Below are 16,561 nucleotides of genomic sequence, written 5' to 3'. Positions count from 1 at the left end.
CTACGGCCGCTATCGGACGGTGTCGATCCCCGCGAGGATGAGCTCGATGCCTGCCAGAAACTGTTCTCGGTCGTCGTGGTCGCGCAACTGCGCCGTCACCTGATTGAGGAACGGGTACTTCGCAGAGTCGAGTTCTTCCCATCGCGTGGCGACGCCCGCGAGGAAAGCGGACCGATCTGTCTCACGGGGGAGCAGACGGGCGCCCGCGGCGTACTGTCCGGCGAGACCGAGCACGTAGTTCAGGAGCGCGGACGCGCAGTCGAACTGTGCCGATTCGGGAACGCCGAGCGCCTGGAGTTGCTCGCCGAGACTTTCGAAGATCTGCATCACCGCTGATTGCCACGGTTCACGTGAGAGTTGGGTGCCGACCCAGGGGTGGGCGTCGATCGCGTCGAACACGCCGAGGGTGATGGTCCGGATCGCCTCCCGTGGGGCTGCGCCTTCGGTTGCACCGGTTGTCACGCGGGCGATGACGTCGTCGGTCGCCGCGGCGAGCAGTTCGCTCTTGTTGGCAACGTGCCAGTAAATCGCCCCGCTACCTGTTGCCAGGCGTGCGGAGAGCGCGCGAAATGTCAGCGCGGCTTCGCCCTCGTCGTCGAGGATCTCGATCGCAGCCTCGACGATTCGCTCCTTCGAGAGCGCATCCGTACGTCGTTCGGTCCGCTGATTCCTGGTCGCCATGCGAACCATCTTGACATATCTGGAACGCCGTTCCAAGATGTCATTGGAACGACGTTCCAATCGAAGCCTGAAAGGAAACAACATGAGCAACTCGATAACGATCATCGGGGCGGGCCTCGGCGGTCTGACGCTCGCGCGTGTCCTCCACGTTCATGGAATTCCGTCGAAGATCTATGAGGCGGAACTGTCGGCAGAAGCTCGCACGCAGGGCGGCCAACTCGACATCCACGAACACAACGGTCAGGCTGCGCTCGACGCTGCCGGACTCACCGACGAGTTCCGCGCGATCATCCACGCGGGCGGCGCCGCGTCGCGCGTACTCGATCAACGCGCCGCCGTGCTCCTCGACGAACCCGACGACGGCACGGGAGCACGTCCCGAGGTGCTGCGCGGCGACCTCCGTCGAATCCTGATTGATTCCCTTCCGGACTACACGATCGAATGGGGACGCAAAGTCGACACTGTGCGCTCGCTCGGAGATGATCGCCACGAGTTGACCTTCGTCGACGGTTCGACAGTGACCACCGACCTTCTCGTCGGTGCAGACGGTGCCTGGTCGAAGGTCCGGCCGCTGCTCTCCGATGCGAAGCCGGAATACGTCGGCACCACGTTCGTCGAGACCTACCTCTACGACGTCGACGAGAAGCATTCGGCTGCAGCCGAAGCCGTCGGGGACGGGGCGATGTACGCGCCCGCACCAGGAAAAGCGATCGCCGCGCATCGAGAGGCGGGAGACATCGTGCACACCTACGTTCAGCTGAACCGTCCGGCGGAGTGGTTTGCCGGTATCGATTTCACCGACGCCGCCGCTGCGACAGCGCGGGTCGCGGCCGAGTTCGACGGTTGGGCACCGGAACTCACGGCGCTGATCACCGATGGCGAAACCGCTCCGATTCCGCGCGCGATCCATGCACTTCCCGACGAGCACCGATGGGATCGCGTGCCTGGGGTGACGCTCCTCGGTGACGCGGCGCACCTGATGGCCCCGTCCGGTGAGGGTGCGAACTTGGCGATGTTCGACGGCGCCGAACTGGGAAAGGCGATCGCCACGCACCCCGACGACATCGAAGGGGCACTCGCCGAGTACGAAGAAGCGATGTTCGTGCGCAGCGCATCCGAGGCCGCGGACTCGCACGTGATCCTTGATCTCTGCCTCGGTGAAGGCACACCGTATTCACTGGTCGATTTCTTCACCGGCGCTGCTTCCATATCCGGATAATGGGCGAATGCCTGTTGATTCCACTCCTTGGTCTGCCGCGATTGCGCACGTGAGCGGTCTCTCGAAGGGCGGCCCGTTGGATCGAAATCACCGGGTGACGTTGCACTTTCATCCGGACCTCCCGTCTGAACGTGGTCTGACATTGGCCTCGATCGCACGTCAAGGCACCTATGTGACCCAGTTCGAGACTCGAACGAGCAACGGCGGACTGACGGCGCATCACGGCGGCGATCGTTGGCGTTGGGAGAGTCGGATATTCGGCGGAGCTTACGACGAGCGAGAGCCCTCGGAACGGCCGAAGTACGGATCGTTGAACTTCTCCGCCGATCCCTACGGGGCATCCCCTCGGTTCGGCTCGTCCTACTTCCGGCTTGCCGAGCACACGCTCGACCGCACCACTTTCTGCTTTCCCGACAGCGTCTTCGAGCCTGATCATTTCGGAACGGCCGAAGCGATGAGCTTGGTCGGCGCCGCACGGGCTGCCGAGCTCGACGATCCGCTCGACCACTACATCGAGGCGCACGTCCACGGCGCCGTCGACATCGGGACGGACGTCGAGGCGCTCGTTCTGGATCCGAGTTACCGGGGCACACGGATCGAAGAGATCGCCCACTCGCTCACGTGCCCGGTGCTGTGGCACGACGGTTACGCGGTCGATGTCGACGAGATAGCCGAACATCCCGAATACCGGGGAGCGGCCGTGATCGACCTTGCCCGAGAAATTGCGCACGGCAGGCGGCTGACGCCTGCCGTCCTGGGGCTCGCACGGGGTGCATCCTTCGATCCGCAGGACGTCAAGAAGGTTTGGCACTACATCGCTCGATTCGGCGGCAGAGCGTAGAACTGGGCATTCGCGTACAGCTGCACGTCGACGACCGCTGGTCCCGGGACCGCACATCGGTCCGAAGGTCGCGGTGAGGAAAGAGTGATTGATACGCAACATCAGGCATGAACTCCCGAAACAACTGCATCCGAAGATAGAAGTCGACCTTGATCCTCGGTCGAAGGGATGCATGAATCGATGGGCGCTCAACTCACCACCACCAGTGTCGACACACTCTGCGCGTACTGCGGGGTGGGCTGTGGTCTTGTCCTCGACATCATCACCGATCCGGAGACGGGACGTCGGAAGGCTGCGAAGTCTTCCGGTCTGAAGACACATCCCACCAACTTCGGGCGTCTGTGCACCAAAGGCACCACGACCGCAGACATGCTCGCAGGCCCGGGGCGCATGGAATCTGCATATCGCCGTCCGCGCCGAGGTGATGCGATCGAAGCGGCGGACATGGCCGCAGTCATCACTGACACCGCCCAGCGCCTGCGGGCAATCATCGACGAGCACGGTCCCGACGCGTTTGCGTTGTACGTGTCCGGGCAGATGTCACTCGAAGCTCAGTACCTGTCGAACAAACTGGCCAAGGGCTTCATCGGGACCAATCAGATCGAATCGAATTCCCGTTTGTGCATGGCGAGTGCCGGCACCGGCTACAAGCAGTCACTCGGGGCCGACGGACCGCCCGGTTCCTATCAGGACTTCGAACACGCCGACGTGTTCTTCGTGACCGGCGCGAACATGGCGGACTGCCATCCGATCCTTTTTCTGCGGGTGCAGGAGCGGATCAAGGCAGGCGCGAAGCTGATCGTCGTCGATCCTCGACGCACCGCCACCGCCGACAAGGCGAACTTGTTCCTGCAGATCGCTCCCGGCACCGATCTCGCGCTACTCAACGGACTACTCCACCTGCTCGTCGTGAACGGCCACACAGATCCGGACTTCATCGCCGACTTCACCGAAGGCTGGGAGGTCATGCCCAGTTTCCTCGCGGAGTACACGCCTGCGAAGGTCAGCGAGATCACCGGTATCCCCGAGGCCGACATCCGCACTGCAGCGCAGTGGATCGGTGAGGCTGCAAACTGGATGAGCTGTTGGACAATGGGTTTGAACCAGAGCACCCACGGCACGTGGAACACCAACGCCATCTGCAACCTTCACCTTGCGACCGGTGCGATCTGCAAGCCCGGCAGCGGTCCGTTCTCGTTGACCGGTCAGCCGAACGCCATGGGTGGGCGTGAAATGGGCTACATGGGGCCAGGTTTGCCCGGCCAGCGTGCCGTGATGGTCGACGCCGATCGCGACTTCGTCGAGGACCGATGGGGGATCCCGCAGGGCTCGCTGCGCACCGACATCGGCGGTGGCACCATTGACATGTTCTCCCGAATGGCGGCGGGCGACATCAAAGCGTGCTGGATCATCTGCACCAATCCCGTTGCGACGGTAGCCAACCGCAAGACCGTCATCGACGGCTTGGAGAAGGCCGACCTCGTCATCACCCAGGATGCTTTCCTGGGCACCGAGACCAACGAATACGCCGATGTTCTGCTGCCTGCTTCGCTGTGGACAGAGTCCGACGGAGTGATGATCAATTCCGAACGCAACCTGACGCTCTTTCAGCAGGCACTGGATCCGGTTGGGCAGGCGCTGCCTGATTGGCAGATCATCGCCCGGATCGCCTGCGAGATGGGGTACGCCGAAGCGTTCACCTACACCTGTGCCGAAGAGGTGTTCGAAGAGATCAAGCAGTTCTGGAATCCGAAGACCGGCTACGACTTACGCGGCGTCACCTACGAGCGCCTCCGCAAGACATCGATTCAGTGGCCATGCCCGCCAGACAGTGATCAGGACCGTCATCCCATCCGATACGTCAATGACGGTGTCAGTCAAAGGCTCCTGATCCGCGAGGACGGCAGCACTCCGCGGCTCGCATTTCCCACCGCCACTGGCCGTGCGATGTTCTTCGCACGGCCGCACATGCTTCCCGCCGAAATGCCCGACGACGACTACCCCTTCCTGCTCAACACCGGTCGTCTCGCGCACCAGTGGCACACCATGACCAAGACCGGCAAGGTGGCCAAGTTGAACAAGCTCAACCCAGGTCCCTTCGTCGAGATCCATCCCGACGACGCCGCCAGGCTCGGTATCGTCGACCAGGATGCGATCGAGGTTGCCTCACGCCGCGGTCGCGCTGTGCTTCCGGCTGTTGTCACCGACCGAGTGCGTCCGGGGAACTGCTTTGCCCCATTTCACTGGAACGACGCCTTCGGTGAATATCTGTCCATCAACGCCGTCACCAACGACGCCATCGACCCTGCCTCGCAGCAACCGGAGTTCAAAGCCTGCGCTGTCACGATGACGAAGGTCGCCGTGAACACACCTGAAACAGTGCTCGCCGAGGCGGCGCTGCTGGCTCCCGCGCCAGCTGATCGGGCTTTGTCGCGAACCGATGTCCTCGCGGGCGTCCTCGGTCAAACAGGAACACCTGCAGTGGTATTCGATCCGCTCCAACAGAGCTACCTGTCCGGCCTTCTCGCCGCGTTGCGTGCGGACGCCGATCGCACTGCCGGGGTACCTACCTTGCCGTCGACGGCACCCTTCGATGCCGAAAAGCGGATGTGGGTCGACGGTGTTCTGGCCGGCCTGTACTCGCGGATCTCACTTCCTGACACCGACGGGCTTGCGTTGTCATCGAGTCCGAGTATTGGATCCGAGCGCGCGCCGATCGTGGTGCTCTGGGCATCGCAGACCGGAAACGCGGAAGAATTCGCTGCTGAGTGCGCCACTCGTCTCGGGGGAATCGGCTTACCCGTGGTGATGCACGCGATGGACGAGTTCCCCGCCGCCGACCTGGCAGCTACCAGAGAGGTCCTGCTGATCACCAGTACCTCCGGTGACGGCGAATCCCCGGACAACGGCAGCGGTTTCTGGGATGCGTTGTCTGCTGACACGGCGCCCCGCATGTCCGAGACACGTTATGCAGTCATCGCTTTCGGCGACTCGAACTATGCCGACTTCTGTGGACACGGACGAAAGCTCGACGCCCGCCTTGCCGAACTGGGAGCCAGTCGTATCGTCGATCGCGCCGACTGCGAGCCCGATTTCGAGGACACCGCTGCTGGATGGCTGGAGGCGGTCACGGCTGAGCTTCGGAGCTCGGTGGCCGGCGAGACGACCGACGTCCTCGTTGCAAAGAAGAATTCTGGGACAACCGTTGCAGCCGAGCCGATTTCACCGGCGATGTCGCCGCCGCTGCGATACAACAAGAAGGCGCCACTGACCACAGCCTTGACGCGCAATGTCGTGCTCAACCGTCCGGGTTCTTCCAAAGACGTGCGGCAGTTGGGCTTTCACCTTCCAGGTGACACGGTCAGTTACGAAGCCGGCGACGCTCTCGGAGTCTGGCCCCGAAACAGCTCTCCGTTTGTCGACGAGTGGCTCACCCTTACTGGCCTCGACGGTGACGAGACCGTCGAACTGGGGCAGTACGGGGAAATGACGCTGCGTACCGCGCTCACCGAGCGCCTGGAGATCACTCGAATCTCGACCGACATGATTCGATTCGTGCATCAACGAACCCGCGATTCGGACCTGGCCGAGTTGTTGAAGCCGGAGAATGTCTCCACGTTCAAAGACTGGTCGTGGGGACGACAGTCCGTCGACATTCTCGCGCAGTCGCCCGTTCGTGCCTCGACAGACGAATGGCTCTCGCTGCTCAAACCGATTCAGCCGCGGCTGTATTCGATATCTTCCAGTCCGAAGGAGAACCCACGCGAAGTGCAGTTGACGGTGTCCGCGGTGCGATACAACGTTGCGGGTGTCCCACGGCGTGGAGTGTGCTCGACTTACCTCGCCGACCACGCTCACGATGACGACATCGGTATCTACGTGCAGAAGTCGACCCACTTCCGGCCACCTTCCGATCCCGAGACCCCGATGATCATGGTCGGTCCGGGGACCGGCATTGCACCGTTCCGTGCCTTCCTGCATGAGCGGCGGGCATTGGGGCACACGGGCCCGAACTGGCTGTTCTTCGGAGAACAGCACGCCGCGACCGACTTCTACTACCGCGAAGAAATCGAAGAATTGCGGAAAGACGGATTCCTCACCGAACTCGACCTCGCGTTTTCCCGGGATCAAGCCGACAAGGTCTACGTGCAGGACCGGATGCGTGAGCGGGGTGCGCTGCTGTGGGAGTGGTTGCAGAAGGGAGCGCACTTCTACGTCTGCGGCGATGCCAACCGGATGGCCAAGGACGTCGACAGTGCCCTCAACGGGGTGGTCGCTCAACACGGAAAACTGGCTCCTCGCAGTGCCGAGGCATACGTGAAGGCTCTTTCGGCGGAGAAGCGCTATGTCCGGGACGTCTACTGACGTCGATCAGACAGCGCCCTTGAACCCGTGCTGACGCCAGGCCTCGTACGTCACGAGGGCGGCAGCGTTGGACAGGTTGAGGGACCGGCGTCCGGGCAGCATCGGGATACGCAGGCGCTCGGTGACGTGTTCGTCCGCCAATACTTCTTCGGACAGTCCGGTGGGTTCGGGCCCGAACAGCAGGACGTCGCCGGGTTGGTAGGCGATATCGGCATACGACGTGGTCGCGTGCGCGGTGAAGGCGAACACGCGAGCGGGGGTGACGGCTTCCCAGGCAGCGGTCAGGTTTTCGTGGACCGTGACAGTCGCCAGGTCGTGGTAGTCCAAGCCTGCGCGCTTGAGCTTCGGCTCCGACAAGTCGAACCCGAGAGGGCCGACCAGGTGGAGTTCGCAACCGGTGCCTGCGACCATGCGGATCGCGTTTCCGGTGTTGGGTGGGATGCGGGGCTCGTGGAACATCACTCGGAACACTCGAGGAACTGTACCGGGCGACGTATCGGTGACCACGTCCGTGAGAAGACCCGGTCGGGAAGTGTGGGCGAATTGGTAACAAACCGGCCAGTCCGTGCGAATCTATTTCCGGCACTCTACGCAGAACGGACATTTTGATGAACCCTCCCGCCGGTTGGAACCCCGACCCCTTCGACCCCACGATCGACCGTTACTGGGACGGTCAGCAGTGGACCGCGCAGACACGGCCCAAGGGCGTCGACGCACCCACTCAGGCTTTCGGCACTCCCACGCAGGTCTTCGGCGCACCCGGATCGGCGGTGCCGGACACTAACGCCGAGGAAGGCAAGACGCGGCGTAAGTGGCCGTGGATCGCCGGCGCGGCAGTCGTGGGGCTGGTTGCCATCGCCGCGGCGACGGGAGCGGGCAAGTCGGAAGAATCGACGACGCCTGCTGCGACCTCTTCGACGACAGCTGCAGCGACGACAACCAAAAGCACGGTCCCGTCGACGACGAAGACCACGACTTCGTCCCTCTTGCCGACGACGACAACGATCGTGCCGCCACCGACGACAACCACCGTGGCAATTGTGCCGCTGGTTCCGCAGGTCCCGGAGACCACGACTACGCCGTATGTTCCGCCCGCTCCTGCGTACACACCGCCGAAGACAACAGAACCGGCGTACGTTCCGCCGCCGGCCAAGGTGCCCGACGCGGGGGTGTATTACGCCAACTGTGCAGCCGTGCGAGCGGCCGGTGCTGCCCCGATCTACCGCGGCGATCCCGGCTATTCGTCCAAGCTTGATCGTGACGGTGACGGCGTGGCCTGCGAGACCTAGGCGATCGAACCGGTGTCGGTGCGGCGGGGCAGTATGGACGGCATGCTCCCCGAAGAATCCGACGATGTCGTCGGCGAAGACTATTCAGACGCGCGGCTGGCCGGGCAGAAGTGGCGTCAGCGCACTTTCACCAACTGCAATTTCCGAGACGCCGACCTCACCGGACTCACGACGGAGTCGGTGGTGTTCACGGATTGTGATTTCACCGGCACCGATCTGGGGGAGTCCGTGCACACGGGAACTGCGTTCCGCTCGTGCAATTTTGCCCGGACCAGCCTGTGGCACAGCACGTTCCGAAACTGCAGTCTGCTCGGGTCGACGTTCGACGGTTGCCGCATCCGGCCGTTGACGCTCGACGAAGTCGACTTCTCGTTGACCTCACTCGGCGGGGCGGACCTGAGAAAGATCGACTTCACCTCATGCCGCTTCCGTGAAGCGAACCTGGTTCGGGCCGACATGCGGGGCGCGGTGCTGGCGTCGGCGGATCTGTCCGGTGCTCGTACGGGTGGACTCAAACTCGAAGGTGCAGACCTGCGCGGTGCACGGATCGATCCGAGCCTGTGGACGTCCGCGTCCGTCGGAAACGCGCAGATCGAGTTGATGCAGGCGGTGGCGTACGCGTCGGCGCACGGTCTTGTCGTCGACATGAAGTAGCAGCGCCTAGCTCTCCAAGCGCTCCTCGAGGCGCACCGTCACCAGCTCGCCGGTCTCCTTGCCGATGGCTTTGCGAAGATCGGCTTTGACCGGCAGCTTGTGGTTACCGTCTCCCAACGCCATGAACGAACTCTGGAACGGATGTCCGTCGATCGTCCCGCGTACCTTGACCAGGCCGCGGGTGCCGAAGAACTCGGCGGACTCCGGCCAGATCACATAAGTCCACCCGCCCTTGGCGTCGCTCTTCTGCAGGGTGGCCGTGAATTCCTTGTCCAGCAACATGATGTCGGTCCTTTCGAACTCGTCCCAGTCGATCAGCGGATGAATTCCCGTGCGAGCAGATCCATCAGCAGTCCGTCCTTCCACACACCATGGCGATCTCGCGAATACTCGCGCATCACCCCGACGTCTTTGAACCCCACCGATCGGTAGCACGCGATGGCGACGGAGTTGTCGACTTCCGGGTCGATGACCAGACGGTGGAATGCGAGGTCGTCGATCAGGTGGGCACACAGCACCCGTATCGATTCGCGACCGAACCCTCGGCCGTGGAAGTCGGGATCGAGGAACAAGTCGAGCCCGGCGTGGCGGAAGTCAGGATTGTCTTCCGCTTCGTACCACTGGATGAAGCCGATCAGGTGGTCGCCGTGGAAGATGCTGTAGTGCGTGGTGCCGGCTTCCGGCGCCGTAGGCCAGTCGTCGTCGGGATTTTGCCACCACTGCACGACGTCCGGGTGCAGGTGAATTGCCCGCAGACGGGCGTGATGATCGGGCGCGACGGGGGAGAGGAGCACCCTCGGGCCGCGTAGTTCCGGAGCCGTTGTCACTCATCGACCCTAACCTGGAACAATGGTCGCCGTGACTGCAACGATCCTCGACGGCAAAGCTACCCGCGACGAAATCTTCGAAGACCTGAAGGTGCGGGTGAGCGCTCTGAAGGCAGAGGGCATCACACCCGGCTTGGGCACCATCCTGGTGGGCGACGACCCCGGATCCGCGGCTTACGTGCGCGGCAAGCACAACGACTGCGCCAAGGTCGGTATCAATTCTTTGCGACGCGACCTGCCTGCCGACATCACGCAGGAGCAGCTCAACGCGACGATCGACGAGCTCAATGCCAATCCCGAGTGCACCGGCTACATCGTGCAGTTGCCGCTTCCCAAGCACCTTGACGAGAACGCAGCCCTCGAGCGCATCGACCCCGACAAGGACGCCGACGGCTTGCACCCGGTCAACCTCGGTCGACTGGTGTTGGGCAAGGAAGCCCCGCTGCCGTGCACCCCGCGTGGAATCCTGCATCTCCTGCGCCGCTACGAGGTCCCTATTGCAGGCGCACACGTGGTGGTAGTCGGACGAGGCGTCACAGTCGGTCGCCCGATCGGATTGCTGCTGACGCGTCGTAGCGAGAACGCGACGGTCACGCTCTGCCACACCGGTACCCGCGATCTCGCGGCCGAGGTTCGCCGCGCCGACATCATCGTCGCTGCCGCCGGCGTTCCCGGCCTCATCACCGCAGACATGGTCAAGCCTGGAGCGGCGGTCCTCGACGTCGGCGTCAGTCGCACCGACGACGGCCTGCGCGGCGACGTCGCAGCCGACGTCAGCGAGGTCGCCGGCTTCGTCTCACCCAACCCCGGTGGTGTCGGACCGCTGACCCGCGCGTTCCTGATCACCAACGTGGTCGAACGCGCCGAGCGGGTTCTGGCCGAGGCCTGAGTCCGATGTCCTCACTGGTCGGCCTCGCGAAGAAGAATCTGCCCATGCTCGCGGTCCTCGCCGTGATCGCGGCAGCGGTTGTTCTCGTGCTGGCCGACCGGTGGCGCCGCGGCGCCCTCGTCTTCGGTGTTGCCGTCATCATCGGAGCTGCCGCTCGGTGGTTCGTTCCCGAGAACCGTGTGGGGTTGCTCGCGGTGCGTGGAAGGGTCTTCGACACTGCGGCGATGGGCGTTATGGGTGTGCTGATCGCGACGCTCGCCCTGACCATCGATCCGCTCGGTACCGACTGAGAAGATCAGCCCCCGTAGAACGAGCGAATATCGATATCACTCAAAGGGATCCACTCCGGTGAATGTGCGGATGTCGACTTCTTTCCAGCCTTGACCGGTGCACTCCGTAACGTCACCGCAAGTGCAGGTTCCTCGTCGATTCGCCCGGCGAGGGCGTAGATCGCGGCGAGATGGTGAACGCACGGCGAGCGTCTACCTGAGCAGTCGCAGCTGGCAGTGCACTCCGAAAGATCAACGGCTACTGCGATATTTCGAGCCTGCAGTTCGGTGACGATGCTGTCCGGCAGTTCGCCGGTGGATACGGATCTGTTCGCCTTTCCAGCCGAACGGAGAAGGCTCTTCACTGCAGCGATCTCGGATTTGGTCCAGAGCGGGACACCAATCGTCACTGACGAAGTTTTTGCCTTGGTGCTCACCTCGGCGACGACGGTCCCCGACGAGACGACGGTGAACTCCACGGAACCGTTGCGTGCCAGGGTGCGAGCCGTCGGCAGGGACGGGTTCGGACCGGACGCCGCGGTCCGCTCCACCGTGCGCAGCCACGCTCGACCCCAAGCGGTGACGCCGAATTCGTTGGCCATCAGATGATCACCGCGCCGTCGAGTTCGAGAAGTTCACGCAGTTCGGTGTCGGGGAGATCGGCCAGCGCGGCCTCGACGTTCCCGGAGACAGCATCGGCCACAACTCGTTTGGACTCGTGCATCGCTGCTATGTGATCCTCCACGGTACCGCCCGTCACCAAGGTGTGGACGTTGACGGTGCGTTTCTGGCCGATGCGGTGTGCCCGGTCGGTTGCTTGATCCTCGACGGCTGGGTTCCACCACCGGTCGTAGTGCACGACATGACTTGCGCGCGTGAGGTTGAGGCCGAAGCCGGCGGCGCGCAAGCTCAGAATCAGAACCGGTGGTGAATCCGTCTCGTTCTGGAACGCGTCGACCATCGCGTCTCGTTTGTCGGTGTTCAGGCCGCCGTGGAGGAAAGGCACGGCGCCGATTCCCAGTTCGGCTCCCAGGTGTCGCGAGAGCATCTCGCCCATCGTCCGGTACTGCGTGAATATCAGCGCGCGATCGCCGTCGTCGACGATCTCGGCGATCATTTCCGTTGCGCGGTCGAGCTTTCCGGATCTTCCGTAGAGGTCGTCCGTATCGCCGGTGACCTGCGCCGGGTGATTGCATACCTGCTTGAGAGTGGTCAGAAGCGCAAGGATGTTGCCACGCCGGGCGATTCCCGTGCCCAATCCGGAGTCGAACGCATCGGCAACTGCCGACCGGTAGATGCGCGCCTGTTCCGACGTCAGAGTGCACGAGACCGTGGAGAACTGTTTGGGCGGAAGATCCTTGGCCACTATGTCTTTGGTTCTGCGCAGAATGAAAGGATCGATCACCGCGGCAAGTCTGGTCGCCGCGGTGGCCGATCGACCGGATTCGATCGGGACGGCAAAGCGTTGACGAAACCGTGCGCGAGTTCCGAGGACGTCGGGGTTGGCGACGCGAAAGAGTGACCACAATTCTTCGAGGCGGTTCTCCACCGGCGTGCCGGTCATCGCTACCTTGACGTCCGCCGACAACTGCATTGCTGCTTTCGCGGCGAGGGAAGCGGGGTTCTTGATCTGTTGCGCCTCGTCGAAGACCACTGAACTCCAATGGACCGGGGCCAATTGGGCTGCGTCGGAACGCAAGACGCTGTAGCTGGTCAGAACCGTAGTGCCGGCGGGGATACGAGTGGGAAGTGCACGGGCGGCCCCGTGATGAACGTGCAGTGGCAGATGCGGAGCGAATCGCTCGATCTCGCGGCGCCAGTTTCCTATCACCGAGGTGGGACACACAACCAGATGCGGACCGTCGCCGGCGCGGATCGCGATCATCGAAATCGCTTGCAGTGTCTTACCCAAACCCATCTCGTCGGCCAAGATCCCACCACCCGAACCCGACAGAGCCGTCAGCCAGGCAACTCCCTGCATTTGATACGGGCGAAGAGTCGCCTGAATCTTTGCTCGGCGAAGGCTGTCCACGGCTGTACGCGCATCCGTGAACAACCGCACCGTGGACTCGGCGCTTCGGATCTTCGTGTCGTCGCGCTCGATAGCGGCATGCGCTGCGGTCGGAATGTCATGTGCGCCGGTGTCGATGACGCGCTTCCACGCGAGCAGCGACGATCCGAGGTCGCCGCGACCAGCATCGAGGTTGTGGAACGCGTCGATCGCGGTGGTGAGGTCGAGCAGTTGCGCTCCGACGTCGGTTGCTGTGATCGACTCGTCGACCGGGATCGCAAGCCTGCACACGCCCGGCGACCCGGTCGGCATCCCCAGTGCCGACAGCCGCGCTGCCGGGTCTGCGTCACCCCAGAACGCGAAGGACATGTGCTCGGGAATGTACGTAGCCTGCAGGCGCGTCGAGCATGGCTGATTCACGTTCGCCGATGCTAGCCGCGCCGGCTCACGTTCGCCAATGAGAATGTCGGGAAAACCCGCAGATCAGCTGTGGTTTTCCCGACATTGACGAATCCTGAAAACGTGGCTCTGTGCCGAATCAGCGAGCCGTACGTGCGAACTCCATCGTTCGGCGAAGCAGTCCGGCGACGGCGTCCGCCTCCGTCAGGAAGCCGTCGTGGCCGTCCTTGGACTTGAGAATCTCGAGGCCGCTGCACGTGGAAATTCCGTCGGCGATCTCCTCCTGCAAGCGAAGGGGATACAGCCGATCCGAGTCGACGCCGCCCACCACGACCGGTGCCGTGATCGATGCCAACGCCGCCGCAACACCGCCGCGTCCACGACCGATGTCGTGCCGGTTCATGGCCTCGGTCAGGAGGACGTACGTGCTCGGGTCGAAGCGGTCGACCAGCTTGTCTGCCTGATGTTCCAGGTAACTCTGTACGGCGTATCGTCCACCGTTCCAAGGATTTTCGTCGTTCTGAGCGGAGTTCTCGAAGCGCGCGTCCAGTTCGGACTCGGTGCGGTACGTCAGGTGCGCGATGCGACGGGCGATGCCGAGTCCGGTGCGAGGTGCCCGCCCCGTTCCGTGGTAGTCACCGCCCTGCCAATCCGGATCGGAGACGATGGCAGCGATCTGCGTCGTCTGGGTGCCGATCTGATCTGCAGTGGCCCGTGAACCGGTTGCGAGAACCAACGCGGAGCGAATGCCGTCCGGGTAGGTAACTGCCCATTCGAGGGTGCGCATGCCCCCCATGGATCCGCCGACTACCGAGGCCAACTGGTCGATCCCGAGGAGATCGACGAGCTTCTTCTCCGCCGCGATCTGATCCCGGATGGAGATCTCCGGGAACCTGCTGCCCCACGGCTTGCCGTCGTCGGCCGGCGAACTGGGACCGGTCGTGCCGCGACAACCACCGAGGACATTGGTTGCGATGACGCACCATTCGCCGGTGTCGATCGGTTCGCCGGGGCCGACCATCCCGTTCCACCAGCCGGGGGAGGGCTGATTCGCGGAGATCGGTCCGGTGACGTGTGAGTCTCCGGTCAGTGCGTGCTCGACGAGTACGACGTTGTCGCGGTTCGGGGAAAGCTCACCCCACCGCTGAACGGCGAGCGAAACCGATGGGAGCACCGCGCCGCTCTCGAGTTCCAAGGCACCGATGTCGACGAACCCCACCTGGCCGTCGGGTGGGGGCAGGAGGTCGATCCTGGGCTCCAATTCGTTCACGGTCACGAGTTTGCCACCGCTGCCAGGCCGACGGTGAGATCGGCGAGGATGTCGTCGATTCCTTCGATGCCGACCGCGAGGCGGACGAGCCCGGGTGTGACACCGGAGGCGAGCTGCTCTTCGGGGGTGAGCTGCGAGTGTGTCGTCGACGCGGGGTGGATGACGAGTGAGCGAACGTCACCGATGTTGGCGACGTGGCTGTGCAGCGTCAGGGCGTTGACGAACGTCTTGCCCGCATCGATACCGCCGGGCAGCTCGAAGGTGACGATGGCGCCGGTTCCCTTGGGCGTCAGCTGCTTTCCACGTTCGAACCATGGCGAGGAGGGAAGTCCCGCGTAGGAAACGGAGGCCACCTCGACGTGACCGTCGAGGAATTCGGCGACCTTCTGTGCATTGGATACGTGGCGCTCGATGCGCAGGCTCAAGGTTTCGATACCCTGCGCGATGAGGAACGCGTTGAACGGCGCCACGGCGGAACCGAGATCGCGCAGCAGTTGGACGCGGGCCTTGAGTGCGAACGCCGGCGCGCCGAGGTCCGCGAAGGTGACGCCGTGGTAGCTGGGATCAGGCGTCGTGAAGTTCGTGTGGCGACCCTGCGTCCAGTCGAAAGTGCCACCGTCGACGATGACGCCGGCGATCGCGGTGCCGTGTCCACCAAGGTATTTGGTGGCGGAGTGAACGACGATGTCGGCGCCGTGTTCGAGTGGGCGAAGCAGGTACGGCGTCGCGACTGTGTTGTCCACGATCAACGGAAGACCGTTCTCGTGGGCCAGTGACGAGATACCGGGTAGGTCGAGGATGTGGTTCTTCGGATTGGCGATCGTTTCGCCGTAGAACGCCTTCGTGTTCGGGCGAATGGCTTCGCGCCACTGCTCGAGATTGTCGGGATCCTCGACGAACGTGACTTCGATGCCCAGCTTACGAAGGGTGTAATGCAGGAGGTTGTACGTGCCGCCGTACAGGTACGGGCTGGAGACGATGTGGTCGCCGGCCTCGGCGATGTTGAGGATCGCGATGGTCTCGGCGGCCTGACCCGAGGAGAGGAGGAGTGCGGCGACTCCGCCTTCGAGGGCAGCGATGCGCTGCTCGACGGCGTCCTGTGTGGGATTCATGATCCGCGTGTAGATGTTGCCCGGCTCGGCGAGGCCGAACAGTGCCGCAGCGTGATCGGTGCTGTCGAAGACGTAGCTGGTGGTCTGGTAGATCGGCAGAGCGCGCGCGTTGGTGGCGGTGTCCGCTGTTTGTCCGGCGTGCACCTGCTTGGTCTCGAACGACCAGTTCGCGGTCGGATCCGAAGTTGCTGCGGCGTCGGCTGTGTTGTCGGTCATGATTTGTTCACTCCAGTGGTCTGACGGATAGATGTCGGACGGGGGCGAATGATCGCCGCCCCGTGCTGGGGTCTATCTACAAGTGCGACACATACTGAAATACCTCCGTGGGGCTCGGCCCGGTCTGGGGTCCGTCCCTGTCGGACCCGCGCTTGTCACCCGAATTGCGGTGGAACTGCGCGAGCAGATCCACGTCGGGAAACCTGGTCATCACCCGGGGCACCCCACCGCGGTTGGAGGGTTGCCGTCCAGCGAGCCGGGGCTTGACGCTGGCACTCATGACCAAGTCGGATTCTACCGGGAAGTGAGCGCAGTCCTGACACGGGGCGAAATGTGAGCCGCAACCGCACGCGAGGCAGAGCGACGCAGCCCACTAGCAGGCAAAAGTTACTCGCGAGTAGAGACCGATGAGTGGACCTGCCGGTTGCGGCCTCACGGGTTAGCAGTACGCTTGTCTTGTTTGGGACTCATCTCCCGAGATCAGTCCACACCGTCTAGGTTTGATAATCGAACCGTTCG

The 16,561-nt window shown here is 63.3% G+C and carries 15 protein-coding genes and 1 riboswitch; of the genes, 7 read left to right on the top strand and 8 right to left on the bottom strand.

The window, feature by feature from the left end; translation table 11 throughout:
- Positions 1–9 precede the first annotated feature (9 nt).
- A complete protein-coding gene (locus P3G66_RS08240; RefSeq protein ID WP_007727412.1) occupies positions 10–690 on the bottom strand; it encodes a TetR/AcrR family transcriptional regulator C-terminal domain-containing protein in 681 nt (226 codons plus the stop codon).
- Between the two features lie 73 nt (positions 691–763).
- Here P3G66_RS08240 and P3G66_RS08235 point away from each other — a divergent pair, with 73 nt between their 5' ends.
- The 3 genes from P3G66_RS08235 to P3G66_RS08225 all read left to right on the top strand — a co-directional run bounded on the left by P3G66_RS08235 (position 764) and on the right by P3G66_RS08225 (position 7,106).
- Complete coding sequence (locus tag P3G66_RS08235) at positions 764–1,900, top strand: NAD(P)/FAD-dependent oxidoreductase (protein WP_050654853.1); 1,137 nt, start codon at positions 764–766, stop codon at positions 1,898–1,900.
- A 7-nt stretch (positions 1,901–1,907) separates the two neighbouring features.
- Positions 1,908–2,741: a DUF3626 domain-containing protein gene (locus tag P3G66_RS08230; RefSeq protein WP_042449674.1), complete on the top strand. Its 834-nt coding sequence runs from the start codon at positions 1,908–1,910 to the stop codon at positions 2,739–2,741.
- Between the two features lie 180 nt (positions 2,742–2,921).
- Positions 2,922–7,106 carry a bifunctional nitrate reductase/sulfite reductase flavoprotein subunit alpha gene (locus tag P3G66_RS08225; protein ID WP_125050557.1) on the top strand — a complete coding sequence of 1,395 codons (4,185 nt, stop codon included), beginning with the start codon at positions 2,922–2,924 and terminating at the stop codon, positions 7,104–7,106.
- A 6-nt stretch (positions 7,107–7,112) separates the two neighbouring features.
- Here the strand turns inward: P3G66_RS08225 and P3G66_RS08220 are convergent, their stop codons facing one another.
- Positions 7,113–7,577, bottom strand: a complete 465-nt coding sequence (locus tag P3G66_RS08220) for a tRNA (cytidine(34)-2'-O)-methyltransferase (protein WP_007727408.1) — start codon at positions 7,575–7,577, stop codon at positions 7,113–7,115.
- Between the two features lie 137 nt (positions 7,578–7,714).
- Here P3G66_RS08220 and P3G66_RS08215 point away from each other — a divergent pair, with 137 nt between their 5' ends.
- Both P3G66_RS08215 and P3G66_RS08210 read left to right on the top strand, forming a co-directional pair.
- Positions 7,715–8,395 (top strand): excalibur calcium-binding domain-containing protein, encoded by a 681-nt coding sequence (locus tag P3G66_RS08215; protein ID WP_042923481.1) that lies wholly within the window; start codon positions 7,715–7,717, stop codon positions 8,393–8,395.
- Between the two features lie 33 nt (positions 8,396–8,428).
- Positions 8,429–9,049, top strand: coding sequence for a pentapeptide repeat-containing protein (locus P3G66_RS08210; RefSeq protein ID WP_003940770.1), 621 nt, complete (start codon positions 8,429–8,431; stop codon positions 9,047–9,049).
- A 6-nt stretch (positions 9,050–9,055) separates the two neighbouring features.
- On the opposite strand, the gene P3G66_RS08205 is transcribed toward P3G66_RS08210, so the two are convergent.
- Both P3G66_RS08205 and P3G66_RS08200 read right to left on the bottom strand, forming a co-directional pair.
- Entirely contained in the window at positions 9,056–9,331 is a 276-nt protein-coding gene (locus P3G66_RS08205; protein ID WP_007727403.1) for a DUF1905 domain-containing protein, read from the bottom strand.
- Positions 9,332–9,363: 32 nt separating this feature from the next.
- On the bottom strand, positions 9,364–9,876 hold the full coding sequence (locus tag P3G66_RS08200; RefSeq protein WP_276116376.1) for a GNAT family protein: 513 nt from the start codon (positions 9,874–9,876) through the stop codon (positions 9,364–9,366).
- Between the two features lie 31 nt (positions 9,877–9,907).
- Here P3G66_RS08200 and P3G66_RS08195 point away from each other — a divergent pair, with 31 nt between their 5' ends.
- Positions 9,908–10,765, top strand: coding sequence for a bifunctional methylenetetrahydrofolate dehydrogenase/methenyltetrahydrofolate cyclohydrolase (locus P3G66_RS08195; protein ID WP_064112569.1), 858 nt, complete (start codon positions 9,908–9,910; stop codon positions 10,763–10,765).
- A gap of 5 nt (positions 10,766–10,770) precedes the next feature.
- Positions 10,771–11,055, top strand: coding sequence for a DUF3017 domain-containing protein (locus tag P3G66_RS08190; RefSeq protein WP_003940740.1), 285 nt, complete (start codon positions 10,771–10,773; stop codon positions 11,053–11,055).
- A gap of 5 nt (positions 11,056–11,060) precedes the next feature.
- Here the strand turns inward: P3G66_RS08190 and P3G66_RS08185 are convergent, their stop codons facing one another.
- From P3G66_RS08185 to P3G66_RS08170, 4 genes are all read right to left on the bottom strand, one after another.
- On the bottom strand, positions 11,061–11,636 hold the full coding sequence (locus tag P3G66_RS08185; RefSeq protein ID WP_050654857.1) for a hypothetical protein: 576 nt from the start codon (positions 11,634–11,636) through the stop codon (positions 11,061–11,063).
- Positions 11,636–13,465 carry a DEAD/DEAH box helicase gene (locus tag P3G66_RS08180; RefSeq protein WP_228232561.1) on the bottom strand — a complete coding sequence of 610 codons (1,830 nt, stop codon included), beginning with the start codon at positions 13,463–13,465 and terminating at the stop codon, positions 11,636–11,638. Before P3G66_RS08180 ends, P3G66_RS08185 begins: the two co-directional genes overlap by 1 nt.
- 118 nt (positions 13,466–13,583) lie before the next feature.
- A complete protein-coding gene (locus P3G66_RS08175; protein WP_007727395.1) occupies positions 13,584–14,720 on the bottom strand; it encodes a homoserine O-acetyltransferase in 1,137 nt (378 codons plus the stop codon).
- On the bottom strand, positions 14,717–16,042 hold the full coding sequence (locus tag P3G66_RS08170; protein WP_007727392.1) for a bifunctional o-acetylhomoserine/o-acetylserine sulfhydrylase: 1,326 nt from the start codon (positions 16,040–16,042) through the stop codon (positions 14,717–14,719). Before P3G66_RS08170 ends, P3G66_RS08175 begins: the two co-directional genes overlap by 4 nt.
- Before the next feature lie 143 nt (positions 16,043–16,185).
- Positions 16,186–16,326, bottom strand: a riboswitch (SAM riboswitch).
- Positions 16,327–16,561: the final 235 nt, after the last annotated feature.

Source organism: Rhodococcus sp. C3V (assembly GCF_029269915.1).
Classification (GTDB): domain Bacteria; phylum Actinomycetota; class Actinomycetes; order Mycobacteriales; family Mycobacteriaceae; genus Rhodococcus_F; species Rhodococcus_F qingshengii.
The sequence above is the reverse complement of the archived record's forward strand: the minus strand, read 5'-3'. Positions and strand labels throughout refer to the sequence as shown.

Bases quoted from the DNA above. Each gene is read 5' to 3' on its own strand.
- P3G66_RS08210 (WP_003940770.1), top strand. From the start codon at position 8,429: ATGGACGGCATGCTCCCCGAAGAATCCGACGATGTCGTCGGCGAAGAC.
- P3G66_RS08185 (WP_050654857.1), bottom strand. From the start codon at position 11,636: ATGGCCAACGAATTCGGCGTCACCGCTTGGGGTCGAGCGTGGCTGCGC.
- P3G66_RS08240 (WP_007727412.1), bottom strand. From the start codon at position 690: ATGGTTCGCATGGCGACCAGGAATCAGCGGACCGAACGACGTACGGAT.
- P3G66_RS08235 (WP_050654853.1), top strand. From the start codon at position 764: ATGAGCAACTCGATAACGATCATCGGGGCGGGCCTCGGCGGTCTGACG.
- P3G66_RS08190 (WP_003940740.1), top strand. From the start codon at position 10,771: ATGTCCTCACTGGTCGGCCTCGCGAAGAAGAATCTGCCCATGCTCGCG.
- P3G66_RS08205 (WP_007727403.1), bottom strand. From the start codon at position 9,331: ATGTTGCTGGACAAGGAATTCACGGCCACCCTGCAGAAGAGCGACGCC.
- P3G66_RS08230 (WP_042449674.1), top strand. From the start codon at position 1,908: ATGCCTGTTGATTCCACTCCTTGGTCTGCCGCGATTGCGCACGTGAGC.
- P3G66_RS08215 (WP_042923481.1), top strand. From the start codon at position 7,715: ATGAACCCTCCCGCCGGTTGGAACCCCGACCCCTTCGACCCCACGATC.
- P3G66_RS08170 (WP_007727392.1), bottom strand. From the start codon at position 16,042: ATGACCGACAACACAGCCGACGCCGCAGCAACTTCGGATCCGACCGCG.
- P3G66_RS08225 (WP_125050557.1), top strand. From the start codon at position 2,922: ATGGGCGCTCAACTCACCACCACCAGTGTCGACACACTCTGCGCGTAC.